The 15,241-nt window shown below is 68.2% G+C and carries 13 protein-coding genes; 5 read left to right on the top strand and 8 right to left on the bottom strand.

Annotation, left to right across the window (positions count from 1 at the left end; translation table 11 throughout):
* Positions 1-146: 146 nt before the first annotated feature.
* Positions 147-680, top strand: coding sequence for a c-type cytochrome (locus tag ACZ5XO_RS06070; protein ID WP_464164380.1), 534 nt, complete (start codon positions 147-149; stop codon positions 678-680).
* Positions 681-699: 19 nt separating this feature from the next.
* Here ACZ5XO_RS06070 and ACZ5XO_RS06065 read toward each other — a convergent pair whose 3' ends face one another.
* From ACZ5XO_RS06065 to ACZ5XO_RS06050, 4 genes are all read right to left on the bottom strand, one after another.
* On the bottom strand, positions 700-3,933 hold the full coding sequence (locus tag ACZ5XO_RS06065; RefSeq protein ID WP_464164872.1) for an efflux RND transporter permease subunit: 3,234 nt from the start codon (positions 3,931-3,933) through the stop codon (positions 700-702).
* Complete coding sequence (locus ACZ5XO_RS06060; RefSeq protein WP_464164379.1) at positions 3,933-5,057, bottom strand: efflux RND transporter periplasmic adaptor subunit; 1,125 nt, start codon at positions 5,055-5,057, stop codon at positions 3,933-3,935. Before ACZ5XO_RS06060 ends, ACZ5XO_RS06065 begins: the two co-directional genes overlap by 1 nt.
* A 109-nt stretch (positions 5,058-5,166) precedes the next feature.
* The gene (locus tag ACZ5XO_RS06055; protein WP_464164378.1) at positions 5,167-5,943 is read right to left on the bottom strand and encodes a hypothetical protein; all 777 of its coding nucleotides are present in this window, start codon (positions 5,941-5,943) and stop codon (positions 5,167-5,169) included.
* Positions 5,940-6,704, bottom strand: a complete 765-nt coding sequence (locus ACZ5XO_RS06050; protein WP_464164377.1) for a class II aldolase/adducin family protein — start codon at positions 6,702-6,704, stop codon at positions 5,940-5,942. The genes ACZ5XO_RS06055 and ACZ5XO_RS06050 overlap by 4 nt, the downstream gene beginning before the upstream one ends.
* Before the next feature lie 164 nt (positions 6,705-6,868).
* Between ACZ5XO_RS06050 and ACZ5XO_RS06045 the strand changes: the two genes are divergently transcribed.
* The 3 genes from ACZ5XO_RS06045 (at position 6,869) to ACZ5XO_RS06035 (ending at position 9,333) form a co-directional block, all read left to right on the top strand.
* Positions 6,869-7,996 (top strand): DUF2336 domain-containing protein, encoded by a 1,128-nt coding sequence (locus tag ACZ5XO_RS06045; RefSeq protein ID WP_464164376.1) that lies wholly within the window; start codon positions 6,869-6,871, stop codon positions 7,994-7,996.
* Between the two features lie 31 nt (positions 7,997-8,027).
* Complete coding sequence (locus ACZ5XO_RS06040; RefSeq protein WP_464164375.1) at positions 8,028-8,798, top strand: NAD kinase; 771 nt, start codon at positions 8,028-8,030, stop codon at positions 8,796-8,798.
* A gap of 61 nt (positions 8,799-8,859) precedes the next feature.
* Positions 8,860-9,333, top strand: coding sequence for an Hpt domain-containing protein (locus tag ACZ5XO_RS06035; protein WP_464164374.1), 474 nt, complete (start codon positions 8,860-8,862; stop codon positions 9,331-9,333).
* A gap of 69 nt (positions 9,334-9,402) precedes the next feature.
* On the opposite strand, the gene spbR is transcribed toward ACZ5XO_RS06035, so the two are convergent.
* The gene (spbR, locus tag ACZ5XO_RS06030) at positions 9,403-10,545 is read right to left on the bottom strand and encodes a SpbR family protein (protein ID WP_464164373.1); all 1,143 of its coding nucleotides are present in this window, start codon (positions 10,543-10,545) and stop codon (positions 9,403-9,405) included.
* 96 nt (positions 10,546-10,641) lie between these two features.
* Complete coding sequence (locus ACZ5XO_RS06025; protein WP_464164372.1) at positions 10,642-11,448, bottom strand: transglycosylase SLT domain-containing protein; 807 nt, start codon at positions 11,446-11,448, stop codon at positions 10,642-10,644.
* Positions 11,449-11,577: 129 nt separating this feature from the next.
* Between ACZ5XO_RS06025 and ACZ5XO_RS06020 the strand changes: the two genes are divergently transcribed.
* The gene (locus ACZ5XO_RS06020) at positions 11,578-12,312 is read left to right on the top strand and encodes a TonB family protein (protein WP_464164371.1); all 735 of its coding nucleotides are present in this window, start codon (positions 11,578-11,580) and stop codon (positions 12,310-12,312) included.
* A gap of 15 nt (positions 12,313-12,327) precedes the next feature.
* On the opposite strand, the gene ACZ5XO_RS06015 is transcribed toward ACZ5XO_RS06020, so the two are convergent.
* Both ACZ5XO_RS06015 and ACZ5XO_RS06010 read right to left on the bottom strand, forming a co-directional pair.
* Entirely contained in the window at positions 12,328-13,338 is a 1,011-nt protein-coding gene (locus ACZ5XO_RS06015) for an NAD(P)/FAD-dependent oxidoreductase (RefSeq protein ID WP_464164370.1), read from the bottom strand.
* Positions 13,339-13,386: 48 nt separating this feature from the next.
* Positions 13,387-15,237: a phosphoenolpyruvate carboxykinase (GTP) gene (locus ACZ5XO_RS06010; RefSeq protein ID WP_464164369.1), complete on the bottom strand. Its 1,851-nt coding sequence runs from the start codon at positions 15,235-15,237 to the stop codon at positions 13,387-13,389.
* Positions 15,238-15,241: the final 4 nt, after the last annotated feature.

Below are 15,241 nucleotides of genomic sequence, written 5' to 3'. Positions count from 1 at the left end.
CGCTCATTACGACGGCGCCCGGCGCCGCTCACATTTGTTGACAGCGATTATCAGGCGCGAAGACCCTGCGTCCAGTAATGATAACCGTCGACGCTGAGACCAAATGCCCATCGGCGATCCTGGCGGCATGGCCTATGAAGGCCGTCATGCGCAGCCTTCTCGCCCTGTCCGCCGCCCTTATCGCTCCCCTGGCCCTCGGCGCCTGCGGAGACGCCTCCACGCCCGCCGCCGATGAAGCGCCCAAGGCGCCGCCGCCCCCGGCTCTGACGGATGCGGAGAAAACGGCCATGCTGGCCGCCCTGCCCGCCCCCTACAACGACGGCGATCTGGAGAACGGCCGTCGCGCCTTCGCCCGTTGCCGCTCGTGCCACACCATTACGCCGGGCGGCCCCAACATGGCTGGACCGAACCTCTACGGGGTCTTCGGGCGCCAGGCCGGGGCCCTGGACAAGTACAGCTACTCCCACGCCCTGCGGTCGGCCGGCTTCACCTGGGACGCCGAAAAACTGGATCACTGGCTGGAAAACCCCCGGACCTTCCTGCCCGGCAACAAGATGACCTTCGCTGGCCTGCGCGACGCCACGGACCGCCGCGACGTCATCGCCTTCCTGAAGGTGGAGACGGGCTACAAGCCGGAAACGACAGAGGCCGCCGCTGCCGCGACGACCCCCGCTTCCTGATCGTTAGACCAGAGCAGACCTAACCCGGGCTCATGTCTGGGGTCTTGCCGTCGGCGATCTCCTGGGCCTCCCACTCCTCGATCTTGCGAGCCGTGTATTCCGGCGACCGGGTGAAGCGCGCCAGCACGCCATAGATGACCGGCACCACGAACAGGGTCAGCATGGTGGCGAACATCGCCCCGGTGAAAATGACCACGCCGATGGTCTGGCGGCTGCCGGCGCCCGCGCCTTGCCACAGCACCAGCGGCAGGGCGCCGAAGGCCGTGGCGATCGAGGTCATGATGATCGGGCGCAGGCGAAGCGAAGAGGACTCGATGATCGCCTCGCGGATCGTCCGCCCCTGATCCCGAAGCTGGTTGGCGAACTCGACGATCAGGATGCCGTTCTTGGCCGCCACCCCGATCAGGATGATCAGGCCGATCTGACTGTAGATGTTCAGGCTGGAGCCCGCCATCAACAGGCCGAACAGCCCGCCCGCCGCCGCCAGGGGCACGGTCAGCATGATGACCGCCGGGGTGATCCAGCTCTCGAACTGGGCCGCCAGCACCAGGAAGACCAGCAACAGGGCCAGGGCGAAGGCCCAACCCACGGCGCTGCCCGCCTCCTGCTGATCGCGTGCGGCGCCGCCCCAGCGGATGGTGGCCAGACCTTGCGGCTGCTTGGCGACCTCGGCGTTGAGGAAGGCCACGGCGTCGTCGATGGTGGTGCCGGGGTTCAGGTCGGCCTGCAGGGTGATGGCCCGCTGACGGTCCAGACGGCGACGATCAGGCGTGTCGCCGGACGTCTGGGTCGTGACCACCGCCGACAGCGGCACCAGTTGGCCCGCGCCGGTCGAGACATAGAGGGCCTCCAGGTCCGCCACGCCGCGCCGGTTCTCGCGGTCGGTCTGCAGGATGACGTCGTATTCCTGACCGCCCTTGATGTAGGTCGTCGCGCGGCGCGACCCGAACATGGTCTCGAGCGCGCGGCCGATCTGCTGCGACGACACGCCGAGAGCGGCGGCCTTCTGCGGATCGACATCCACCAGCAGACGCGGGGCGTTCGGCTCATAATTGAGACGCGGTCGCGACAGACCCGGGTTCTCGAGCGCCGCCGCCAGAATGGGCTGCAGCCAGTTGTAGAGCGGGCCGTATTCCGATCCCGTCACGATCATCTCGACCGAGTTGGAGTTGCCGCCGCCGCGCTGGAAGGCGCCGGGAGTGGAGGCGTTGACCTGGGCGTCGGTCTGGCCGCGCAGCTTGCCGTTCAGCTCCTGAGCGATCTCGTCCGCCGAACGCTCGCGCTCGGACCAGTCGGCCAAATTCAGAACCGCGCTGCCCGAGCTGAAGCCCGAACCGCCGAAACCGGGCGCGGAGATCAGGAAGTTGGCCGCCTCGCCGCTGTCCCGGTACTCGGCCAGGATGGGCTCCAGGCCCAGCATGATCTTGCGCGTATAGTCGAAGCCCGCGCCTTCCGGGCCGGCGATGCGCAGGGTCACGCGGCCCCGGTCCTCGTTCGGCACCAGTTCATTGGGCAGGTGGAGGAAGATGCCCGTCGCCCCGGCCGCGACCAGAACGATCAGGCCCACCACTCCGCCCACGGCGATGCGACGGCCCAGCAGGGCGTCCAGAGAGTTGGCGTAGGAGTTCTTCAGCGCATCCATGGCCCGGTCGACGTGACGCGCCACCCAGCCGCCGGTGTGAGCCGGCTTCAGGATCTTCGACGCCAGCATGGGCGACAGGCTGAGCGCCAGGAAGGCCGAGAAGGCCACGGCCGCAGCGATGGCCGCCGCCAGCTCGACGAACAGACGGCCGACGTATCCCGGCAGGAACAGCAGGGGTGCGAACACCGACAGCAGGACCACAGTCGTCGCCACGACGGCGAAGAAGACCTGACGCGCGCCGCGCTCGGCGGCGATCAGCGGCGGCTCGCCGTGGTCCAGACGCCGCTGGATGTTCTCGACGACGACGATGGCGTCATCGACCACCAGACCGATGGCCAGCACGAGGGCCAGCAGGGTCAGCAGGTTCAGCGAGAAGCCCAGGGGCGCCAGGACGATGAAGGTCGCCAGCAGGCAGATGGGCGCCACCACCGAAGGGATGATCGCCGCCCGCAGGCTGCCCAGGAAGATGAAGTTGACCAGGGCCACCAGCGCCATCGAAATGCCGATGGTGATCCAGACCTCGTCGATGGCGTGTGAGGTGAAGACCGAGTTGTCGGACCCGACCTCCAGCGTCGTGCCGGGCGGCAAGGTCGGCGTGACCTGCTCCATCAGCGCGCGCGCGCCCTCGGAAATGGCCAGGTCGTTGGACTGGGCCTGACGCGTAATGGCCAGACCGATCTGATCGACGCCGTTGCCACGGAACAGGCGGCGATCTTCGGCCGGGGCCTCTTCGATACGGGCGATATCGCCCAGACGCGTGACATAGGCGGCGTTGCCGAGAAGAGCGCCCGTCACGCCGTTGGTCATGGCCGTTGTGGCGGCCGCCAGAGTGCCCGAACTTTGCGCGCCCGTGGCCGTCGAAGCCGATCCGCGCGTGCCGATCGGCAGTTGGGCGAAGTCGGCGGGCCGCGAATAGGTGCGGGCCACGCGAACCGTATAGTCCTTCTGCGCCGACTCCAGCGAGCCGGCGGGCAGCTCGACGTTCTGGTTGGTCAGCGCGGTTTCGACATCGGCGACCGTCAGACCGCGCGCGGCCATGGCGGCGGCGTCCAGCCAGATCCGCATGGCGTAGCGTTGCTCGCCGAAGATATTGACCTGGGCCACGCCGGGCACGGTGGCGAAGCGGTCCACCAGATAGCGATCAGCGTAATCCGTCAGCTCCATGCGGTTCATGGTCGTGGACCGCAGGAACATGATCATGATCGGCTGACTGTCGGAGTCGGCCTTGGCCACTTCCGGCGGGTCAGCCTGATCCGGCAGACGTCCCTGCACGCGCGAGACCCGGTCGCGCACGTCATTGGCGGCGTCGTCGATGTTGCGGTCCAGCGAGAACTCGATGTTGACGCTGGAACGGCCGTCGCGGCTGGTCGAGTTGATGCGTTCGACGCCCTGGATGCCGGCGATCTGCTGCTCGATCGGCTCGGTGATCCGGCTCTCGATCACCTCGGCCGAGGCGCCGGCGTAGCTGGTGTTGACCGAGACGATGGGCGGATCGACGTCCGGCAGTTCACGCACCGGCAGGAAGAAGAAGGCCGCCAGACCAATGACGCAAAGGACGATGGCCCCCACCGCCGCAAAGACGGGGCGACGGACCGAAACATCTGACAACATCATGGGCGAGCCGCCGGAGCCGCGCTCGCGCCGCCCTTCCGAGCCGCGCCGCCGACCGTGACGGGCGCGCCCGGCTGGATGCGGTTCAGGCCGGACGCGACGACACGATCATTGTTGTCCAGGCCCGACAGGATTTCGACGAAGCCGCCCTCGACAGCTCCGGCCTGCACCTCGACACGCTGAGCGGTCAGGCCGCTTTCTCCGCGCGCAATGCGATAGACGAAGGCGCCCTGGCCTTCATACTGGACCGCGGCCTCGGGCACCGACAGGCTCTGACGGCGGCCCTGTTGCACGGCGACGCGCATCATCATGCCGGGACGGATGCGGGCGCCGGGATTGGCGAACTCGGCCCGGGCGATGACGGCCCGCGTCTGTTCATTCACCCGCGTGTCCAGAAGGGCGATGCGGCCGTTGAAGGTTTCGCCCGCATAGGCGTCGGCCGTGGCGACCAGAGGCGTGCCGACCTCCAGAACGCCCAGGTAGCGTTCCGGCAGGGGGAAATCGACGCGAATGGCGCTGGTGTCGTCCAGGGTGGTGATGACGGAACCGGGCGAGATCAAGGTGCCCGGCGTCACCGTCGTCAGCCCCAGAACGCCGGCGAAGGGTGCGCGCAGCACGCGATCGCCGCGTCGAGCCTCGGACGCCGCAACGGCGGCGCGAGCCGTCTGCAGCGCAGTTTCAGCGGTTTCGGCGGTGACGCGCGGCGCGACGCCGCGTTCGGCCAGGATCCTGTAACGGTCGTATTCGCGCTGAGCCTGGGCCAGTTGCGCACGCGCCTGGATCAGGTCCGCATCCTCCTCGCGCGCCTGCAGTTCGACCAGGGGGGCGCCGGCGGCCACCCGCTGACCGTCAGTGAACATGACGCGCGTGATCAGCTCGGTCGTGTTCGAGGTGATGTTGACCGATCGCTTGCTGCGGGCCACGCCCAGCACCCGGATCTGGTCCGCGAACTCGCGGGGCGCCGCGATCGCTTCGGCCACAGCCTGACCCCGCCCGCCGCCACGACCGCCAGGACCGGCGCCTCCCGACTTGTCGTCGGCGAGAGTGACCTTAAGGACCGCTGCGAGGGCCATGAGCCCCACCAGACACGCCGCCGCGATAATGAAAAAGTGGCGTTTAAACACGCGACGCAATCTCCCCGACTACAAGCGGTCCCGCTTAGCGGGTCATGGCCGTTACGCAAATAAAGTATCTGTAACGTGGGAACCGTCGGCTTCCGTCGCGGAAGATGCGTTAAAATCGACGCCAGATCGCCACGACCGGGCCGCCGGCCGCGGGCGTGTCGCGACCAGCGATCGCCTGACGCCAGCCCCCCTGCACGCTCCACTGGCCCCAGTCCTTCACGGCCGAGATTTCCAGCGACAGCCAGCGAGCGCCGCCGCCATCGACCGCGCCGCCGAAGCCCTGCGCCATCAGCATCCAGTCCTCGCCGACATGGGCGCCCGCCGTCACGTCCAGCCGAACCTCGTCCGGCAATCCCTGACGCCATCGCCGCGCCGCCTGCGCCTCGACAAAGCCGCGCCGCGGCCCCCATTTCCGGCCGGAACCGTCGAATGATCGACCGACCAGCAGGCGCGCCTCCCAGTCGCTGTCGCCCACGCCCGGCGGCGCATAGCCGGCGTTTCGCCCCGAACCTGACCGGGCATAGCCGCCATAAACGGAGACGACGTTGGCCGGGTCCCGATAGACCTGCCACCGGGCGCCGAGCTCCAGAGGCCCCTGCCCGTCGTAGGCGGCGTATTCGTCCCGCCCGGTTTGCCACTCGCTCTTCAATTGCAGAGTCAGACGATCGGCCAGGCCGTATTCGACCAGAAGCGACGTCGCGCGATCCACGCGCTCGGTCGGCAGATCGACCTCGCCGTCGGCGACAAAGGCCTGGTCGGCGCGCATGTCTTCATATTTGACAATGACCTGACCCTGCCCTTTCGGCAGGTTCCAGGCCCCGGCGGCGGCGGGCGTCCCGGCCCCCGCCAGCCCCGCCATGATCAGCAGCCCCCCGACCGCCTTCACACGTCGTAACCCGGCGATTTTCGTTCAAGCTGCCGCAAGGCGCCGGGCCAGGCCAGGGCGGAGACGAAGCCGATGCCGCGCCCCTGATCCTTCGTCTCGGCCTGAGCTGCATCCGGAGCGGTCAGGACATGATCGCGCCCGCCCGAGAGGGCCGCCACCTGCTGGGCGCAGGCGCGTTCCAGGAAGAAGATCCCGACCCAGGCCTGGGCCGCCGTCTCGCCCACAGCCATCGTGCCGTGGTTGCGCAACAGCATCAGCGGCTTGTCGCCCAGATCCGCCACCAGCCGCTCGCGCTCGTCGTGGTTCAGCGCCAGGCCTTCATAGCCGTGATAGGCGACCTGGTGTTGCAGCAGGCAGGCGTTCTGGCTGATCGGCAGCAAGCCGTCCTTCTGGGCCGCCACGCCGACGCCGTTCACCGTGTGCAGATGGATGACGAACTTGGCGTCTTCACGCGCCGCATGGACCGCCGAGTGGATGGTGAAACCGGCCGGATTGATGAAGCTGGTCGTGTCCTGAACAATATTGCCGTCCAGATCGACCTTCACCAGGGAAGAGGCTGTAATTTCGTCGAAATACCAACCGTAGGGGTTGATCAGGAAGTGGTGCTCGGGGCCTGGCACGCGGGCCGAGATATGGGTGAAGATCATGTCGTCCCACCCGTGCAATGCCACCAGCCTATAAAGCGCGGCCAGTTCGACACGCGCCTGCCACTCTGATTCCGACACCCGCGACTTCAGCGTCGCCGCCGTTCCGTCCGCCATGACGACCTCCCTTATCATTGTTCTGTTGAAGGTCGCGCCGGTCCGGGCCGCCGTCAAGCGACGCTCCACTGACGACGGAAGGTTTTCGTTAACCCTGTTTTCACGCGGCACGAGGATTATGAACCGCGGTCCGACACGACCGTCCCCTATTGCGCGGAGCCCCGGTGTCCACAGTCGTTCCGCCCGTCCCGACGCACGCCATCCCGCTGTCGGGACTGGACCAGTTGCTGCATCTGGCCGCCAGCCGCACGCCGGACGACCAGCGCCGCCTCTTGCTGGGCGTCGCCGGCCTTTATGAGAGCTCGACCGCCGAAGGGTCCGCGCCCGCCGCCCTGACGGACATCTTCATCGGCCTGGCCCGTAGCGCTGAACGCGAGATCCGCCAGACCCTGGCGCACCGCCTGGCGAAGGTCGACTGGGCGCCGCCGGCCCTGGTGCGGATGCTGGCCGCCGACGAGATTGAAATCGCCCGCCCCGTCATCGCCGCCAGCCCCCTGTTGCAGGACGAGGACCTGCTGCGGCTTCTGGCCGATTGCTCGATCGAACATCAAATTCAGGTGGCGTTGCGCCCCGACATCGGCGCCGTCGTGGCGCGCGCCATCGTCGATGGGCGCGATCCGGCGGTCATGACAGCCCTGGCCACCAACCGCAGCGCCCGGATCGAGACCGCGACCTTCGCCGAACTGGTCGCCCAGTCGCGCCGCGTGGCTGCCTTGCGTGCGCCGCTGACGCGCCATCCGTCACTGGACGAAACCCTGGCCTTGCGTCTGTACCAATGGGTCGGCGAGGCCCTGCGTCAGGCCATCAGCGATCGCTTCGTCATCGACCCCGCCAGACTCGCCCAGGCCGCCGAAGGCGCAAGCCGCAGCGCGGCCGCCGTGGAATGGGGAGCCGTAGTCGCCCTGCCCGCCGCCGATGACGACCTGGACGCCCGCCTCGTGGCCAAGCTGCATGCGGCCGGCCAGCTTCGTCCCGCCTATCTGATCCGCGCCCTGCGCGAGGGAAAACTGGGCGTCTTCGCCCATGGCCTGGCCGTCCTGGGACGGTTCGAGATCGGTCAGATCCACCGGGCCCTTCAGGGCGACACAGCACGCCCCCTGTTCCTGGCCTGCGTCGCCGTCGGCCTGGACCGCGCCGCCTTTCCCGCCCTGCTGACCGAAATCCGAAAGCTGAACAAGGGCTTCCCTCACGATCCAGACAGCTCGGCCTGGCGCCTGGCCGAGCGCTCGGCGGATCAGGCCGCCTATGAGTTTCGGCTGTTGATGGCTGAAATCGGCGACGCTTCCGTTTGACACGGGCCGCCTGCTCCGCTTGCCTAGCGTCGTGACCGCCTCCCTCGCCCTCACCTTCGTCGCCAGCGACCGCCCCGAGGCGGAACAGGCCCGCCTGCGCCTGAGCGAACGCTATGGCTCGGTTCTCGTGAGCCAGGCGGACGTCATCGTGGCCCTGGGCGGCGACGGCTTCATGCTGGAGACCCTGCACAACAACCTGCAGCTGCGTACCCCCGTCTATGGGATGAACCGCGGCTCGGTCGGCTTCCTGATGAACGACTATGACGAGGACGATCTGCTGACCCGTCTGGCGGAGGCCGACCGCACCGTCATCCACCCCTTGCAGATGGACGCCTGGGTCGAGAGCGGCGAGGTCCATAGCGGCCTGGCCATCAACGAGGTCTCCCTGCTGCGTCAGACACGCCAGACCGCCAAGCTGCGGGTCAGCATCAACGACAAGGTGCGGCTGGAGGAGCTGAGCTGCGACGGCTGCATGGTCGCCACACCCGCCGGCTCGACCGCCTACAACCTGTCGGCCCACGGCCCCATCATCCCCCTGGACGCGCCCAGCCTGGCCCTGACGCCGATCAGCGCCTTCCGGCCCCGGCGCTGGCGCGGCGCCCTGCTGTCGCACACGGCGCGCGTCCGCTTCGAGGTGCTGGAGCCTGACAAACGGCCCGTCAGCGCAACCGCCGACAACTTCGAGGTCCGCCGCGTCACCCGGGTCGAGGTGCGCGAACGCCGCGACATCAGCCTGACCATGCTGTTCGACGCCGGGCGCTCCTTCGAGGAACGCGTCATGGCCGAGCAATTCGCCAGCTGAAACGTCACGGGTTTTTAAGGCTCCGCGTCTAGTCTCGGTTTCAAGAGTCAGGAGCCGTACCGTGAGCAACCCTCCCCAGGTCATTCGCCCGCCCAACCCACTGCGCGCCAAGGTCGGCGGCTTCGGGGGCATCGACGCCGACGCCATCGCCAAGGCCGAAGCGGCCCTCAAAGCCATGTCGGCCCAGTTCGGACAGTGGCTGAACGACGAAATCGCCAAGCTGGACCAGGCCCAGGCCGACATCCGCGCCAAGGGCTACACCCCGGAAACCGCCGAGGGGCTCTATTTCCGCGCCCACGATCTGAAGGGTCTGGGCGCCACCTATCAGTATCCGCTGGTGACGCGTATCGCCGGTTCCCTGTGCCGGATGATGGACGACGCCGACAAGCGGATGCAGGCGCCCGCCGCCCTGCTGGACGCCCACATCGACGCCATTCGCGCCGTGGTGCGAGACGAGATCCAGACAGACGAACACCCGACGGGCCGCGCCCTGGCGGAAACCCTGGAAGCCCGCGTCGCCGAACATCTGGCCTGACCCCAAGCCTCGGACAGGCGAAAGGCGCCCTCGATCCGGGGGCGCCTTTTTCATGAAGCCATACCCGTGTCAGGCGGCGCTAACGACCGCCTCCACGCCCTGGGCCGGATGCTGATCCAGCCGCTCCATCAGATAGGCCAAATCTTCGCGCGAAGTGTTGGGGCGCTGGCTCAGGAAACGCTCCAGCATCCGACGACGGAAGTCCTCGCCGGCGGTGTCCCCGCCCTCGGCCTGAAGGGCGCGCCAGGTGTCGACGCCAGCGCGGAAGGCCTGGAACAGGCGCGGCGGCAGACCGGCCCGATCATAGATGGCCTTCAACCCAAGCGGGCCGGCGTCATGCACCATCAGCCAGGCGCGATGGTGAGGCGTGCCGGCCAGCTCGGCCAGGGCGTGCTCGAACAGGGCCATCTGTCCGCGAGCCAGGGCTCTCAGCAACAAGGAAGCCGTCAAGGCCCTGCGGGCGTTCAAACCGACGACGAAGGCCGGCAGGTCGTTGCTGACCCGCGCCTGATCCACCAGATCGACCGTCGCCCGCTCGCGCGTGAAGCGGGCGAACTGGATCGCCGTCTCCGGGGCCACGGCGTGGCGGGTCACCAGGTGTTCGCGCACCGCGTCGCTGGCCAGGGAGACCAGGCGTTCTGTCACCGACAGCGGCAAAACCTGGCGATAGGCCACGACGGACACGATATCCTGCTCTGCGCCGAACCGATCGATGACGAGGCCCAGAGTCTTCTCGGACAGGTCGGCGTTGTCGTTGGCCGCCAGGGCGCGAACCGCGGACTGACAGCCTTCGGCGGCCAGGACATCAGCGACGTCGCGCGGCACGCGATCGCGCGCGGCCACGGCGTTCTGGCGCACCGGCGACCCTGCCCGGACAATCTCGATCAGGTCATCATCGGTGAAGACCGGTGAACTGGCGATGATGGGCAGAGCCACGCTGTCCACGTCGGCGATCAGGCGACGGGCGACCTCGCGCGGCATCAGGGCCGAGGCCTTGAGCGTCACAGCCATCGCCCGGCGCACCAGTTCGGCCGTGTCATTCGCCATGACCGTCAGGATTTTCTGCGCCGCTTCGCGTTCGATGTCGTCCAGCGACATCCGGTCGATGCTGCGGCACAGCTTGTGCGCCGCTGCGGCCCGTTCGTCCTCGGCGTCGGACTTGATCAGGCGCCGAATGTCGCTTTCCGTCAGTCGTGCGCGGTAGGCGGTCATACGGGAGCTCGTGAGCTGGGCGGACGAAGAATCAATCGTCACGCTTAGCTTTACATAGTTAACGTCTCGTTAGGAGTGAGACGAAACCCTGTCGGTTCAGGCAGCCGTTTCCGAGGGGGGCGCGAAGGCCCCGCCGAAGCCGCTGCTCTTGCCGCCCTGGCCGTCCTGGCCCAGCAGCAGCGCCAACAGGCTCTGGTCCTGCTTCAACCGATCCAGACGCGCGGCCAGCAAACGGTCCTTTTCACTCAGGTCCGGCGTCGTGACGCCCTGGACCGAGCCGGCCCCCGCCGCCGGCGCGCCTTCGCCCGCCGTGCGCTGCAGGTTGGCGTGGACCTCGGCCACCGTGGCGTGACGGCCGTTGCGATAAAAGATCGAGCGATTGGCCGAGGCGGCGTCGGGGAACAGCGACGCCGCGCTGGCGCCCGGCCGCGACTGCATGGCCTCCATCAGCTTGGCGGCGCCCGCCGGCCCGAGGAAGTGGGCGGCGTAGAGATCGCCGGCGCCGGGCTCCCGCCCCGTGCGCCCGCGCAGATAGGCGGCGTTGGAGGCCGTCAGCTCCGCCGCCATGGTCGAGGCGGCCTGGGCGTCGAAACGCAGGTCCAGCACCACATTGCGAGCCGAGCCCTGGACGCGCCAGCGGCCGTCGTCGCCACGATGGATCAGGTCGGCGTACTGACCGTATCCGTGCTTGGCGCCGTGCTGCTTCACCGTGGCCAGCCAGGTCTGCTCGATGAACTGGAACAGGCCAGAAGCGGACGAGGTCGAGGCCCGCGCGGACGGGTTCATCGCACTCTCGCGGCGCGCCGTCTTCATCAGGAAATCGAAGTCCACCCCGGTCGTGCTGGACGCACGCCGGATGGCCGCCTCAACCCCGCCGGATGATGGAATCGCTCCTACGCTCATATGGTTGACGGTCGCTAACCAAGGTTAATGAATGCCTAATAAACAAGCGCCGCAATAAAGCCGCAAGCTGAGCGCGACCTTTGTTCCGTGGGCTCTGGGGAGGGCCAACGACAGGAGACGTTGAAGGCCATGATGATCAGAACCGCGGGCGGCCCCGGACTGGTGAGCCCGATAGACTTTTCCGAACGGAAGAAGCCGATTCCGCGCTGGATGTGGGCGGCGATCGGAGTGTCGGCCCTGGTGCACGTCGGCGTCGGGGTGTGGTTGTACAATCAGCGTTTCGAACTGGCGGACATCCCGGCGATCGAGGACACGCCGACCACCGTCATTGACATCATCCCCATGCCCAAGCCGCCCCAACCGACCGTCGCGCCCAAGGATCCGCCCGCACCGACGCCGCCCATTCATCGAGCCGAAAACGTCATCGCATCCGATGTGAAGCCGCTGGTGATTCCGGTCGCTCCGGTCACCTCGACCGATACGGGGCCGGTGATCAATCTCACCGCTCCCGCCAGCGAGCCTTCGACCGGAACGGCGGTCAGCGCGGAGCCGGTGCGGACGCCGCCGGTCATCACCAACCCTGACTGGGTCAGGAGACCGTCAGCGGACCAGATGATGCGGGCCTATCCGTCCGCCGCCGAGGCGCGCGGCGTCAGCGGCGTGGCCAACCTGTCCTGCCTGGTGCGGGTCGATGGAACCCTGACCGGATGCTCGGTGTCGTCGGAAACCCCGGGCAATCAGGGCTTCGGACGGGCGGCCCTGGGCCTGACGCGCTACTTCCGCCTGAGCCCGCGCACTGTCGATGGTCAGGCCGTCGACGGCGCCCGCGTCAGCATGGCCATTCGCTTCACCCTGCCCGAGTAGGACCGTCCTCGAAGGCTAGATGAAGCGACGGGGGACGAGGGTCGGTTCTTTCGAGGGCCGGCCCTCGACTTCGTCGGCGACCACACCGGCGACCAGCGGCCCCAACAGCCAGCCGTTGCGACGCGGCCCCAGGGCCAGGTGCAGCCCCCGCTCGACCGCGCCCGCCATCGGCAGGCCGTCAGGCGTGGCGCCGCGCACCCCGGCGCGCCATTCGATGGTCAGCGGACGCGGCGCCTGGCCCAGCACGGCCCAGGCCGCGTCGAGCATCCGAGAGCAACGTTCGAGATCAGGCGTCAGCGACCGCTCGCCGGCCTCCATGGTCGCGCCGATGACGCCGCCCTGCCCCATGGGCGCGATATAGGCGCCGGGACCGCGCACGACGTGCTCGACCAGTCGTTCCCCCACCAGACCGATCTGCCCCCGGATCGGCGCGATCATGCCCAGCAACCGAGCGGCGTCTTCCGGCAGGCCTTCCATCAGGTCGGAGGCTCCAGTGGCCAGCACGGCCTGATCAGCCGAAAGCGGCCCCGCCGTCGTGTCGATCCGCCAGCGCTCGCCGTCACGACTCAATCCGGTCGCCCTGGCCTCAACCATGCGAACGCGGCGACCGAGCGCCGCCAGCGCCTGGGCCGGTTCGACCTTCCAGTCTTCGTCTGTCGTCAGCCGCCCGGCGTCGGGGTCGCAGGCGTGGTCAAAGCCCAAGGCGGACAACCGCGCAGCCAAAACCTCGACGTTCTCGCCCCGCCATTCGGCCGGGTCGCGGTCCAGCCGGACCCCGGTCGCCGCCGCGAAATCGGTCCAGGCGTCCCGGGCGCGGCGCAGCAGGGCGGCGTGGTCGGGGCTCAGGTCGTCGACCGCGCTTTCCATCGCCGGGGCGATCATCCCCGCCGCGACCGCAGAGGCGTTCAGCCCGCCGGGATCGACCACGGTCACCGCATGACCACGCCGGGCCAGCTCGGCCGCCGCACACAGGCCGAGAACGCCCGCGCCGACCACCAGGATGTCTTGAGAATTGAAAAGGGGCACGGGCTGTCCTTCGACCTCCCGCGCCCCGATTTCAACCCGGCTTTTGTCCTATTCGGCGGCGAGCCTGGCCGCGCGCGCCTCTTCCAGACGCTTGGTCAGGGCCGCGTGCTGGCCCCACAAGGCCTTGGGCAGGCGGTCGCCGAACTTCTCGTAGAAGGCGGGGATTAGCGCCGCTTCCTCGGTCCAGACGTCAGCGTCGACGTCCAGCAGGATCTTCAGGTCGGCGTCCGACAGGCTGAGACCCGACAGGTCCAGCGCGGCCTTGGACGGCACGCGGCCGACGGGGGTGTCCACGGCCTCGGCCTTGCTGTCCAGACGCTCGACGATCCACTTCAGCACGCGGGCGTTGTCGCCGAAGCCCGGCCAGACGAACTTGCCGTCCTCGTTCTTGCGGAACCAGTTGACGAAGAAGAGGCGCGGCAGCTTCGACGCATCCGCCTTCTCGCCCATCTTCAGCCAGTGACCGAAGTAGTCGCCCATGTTGTAGCCGCAGAAGGGCAGCATGGCGAAGGGGTCGCGGCGCAGCTCGCCGACCTTGTTCTCGGCGGCGGCGGTGCCTTCCGAAGCCACGGTCGAGCCCATGAAGACGCCGTGCTCCCAGTCGAAGGCTTCCGTCACCAGCGGCACGGCCGAGGCGCGACGACCGCCGAACAGGATGGCGTCGATGGGCACGCCCGCCGGGTCTTCCCACTCGGGCGCGATGGCCGGGCACTGGCCGGCAGGCGCTGCAAAGCGGGCGTTCGGGTGAGCGGCGGGCTCGCCCGAGGCCGGATCGTGCGGCTGGCCCTTCCAGTTCGTCAGGCCGGCAGGCGCTTCCTTGGTCAGACCTTCCCACCAGACGTCGCCGTCCGCGGTCAGGGCGACGTTGGTGAAGATGGTGTTCTTCGCCAGGGTCTCGAGCGCATTGTGGTTGGTGTTGCGGCTGGTGCCCGGCGCGACGCCGAAGAAGCCCGCTTCCGGGTTCACCGCGTACAGGCGGCCGTCGTCGCCGAAGCGCATCCAGGCGATGTCGTCGCCGACCGTCTCGGCCTTCCAGCCCGCCAGAGCCGGTTGCAGCATGGCCAGGTTGGTCTTGCCGCAGGCGCTCGGGAAGGCGGCGGCCACGTACTTGGACACACCCTCGGGGCTGGTCAGCTTGAGGATCAGCATATGCTCGGCCAGCCACCCCTCGTCGCGGGCCATGATCGAGGCGATGCGCAGGGCGTAGCACTTCTTGCCCAGCAGAGCGTTGCCGCCGTAGCCCGAGCCGTAGGACCAGATTTCGCGGGTTTCAGGGAAGTGGACGATCCACTTGTCGTCGTTGCAGGGCCACGGCACGTCGGCCTGACCTTCGGCCAGGGGCGCGCCCAGGGTGTGAACGGCGGGAACGAAGACGCCGTCGGCGCCCAGCATGTCCAGCGCGCCCTTGCCCATGCGGGTCATGACGCCCATCGACACGGCGACATAGCCGCTGTCGGTGATCTCGACGCCCAGGGCGGAGATCTTCGAGCCCAGCGGACCCATGCAGAACGGAACGACATACATCGTCCGGCCTTTCATGCAGCCGTCGAACAGGCCGTCGAGACGGTCGCGCATCTCGATCGGATCAGCCCAGTTGTTGGTTGGGCCGGCGTCGGCCTCGTCTTCCGAGCAGATGAAGGTGCGGCTTTCGACGCGAGCCACGTCCTTGGGGTCCGAGGCGGCGTAGTAGCAGCCGGGGCGTTTGGACTGATCCAGTTCCTTCAGCGTGCCCTTGTCGATCAGGTCGGCGATGATGGCCGATTTCTCGGCTTCCGAGCCGTCGCACCAGTGAACCCGGTCCGGCTTGGTCAGGGCGGCGATCTGGGCGACCCAGGCGACCAGGCCCTTGTGTTCGGTGGGCGCCGGATAGAGTCCGGGAATCGATACGTCTGCAGTCACAGTA

Source organism: Brevundimonas sp. T2-11, assembly GCF_055397675.1.
The sequence above is the reverse complement of the archived record's forward strand: the minus strand, read 5'-3'. Positions and strand labels throughout refer to the sequence as shown.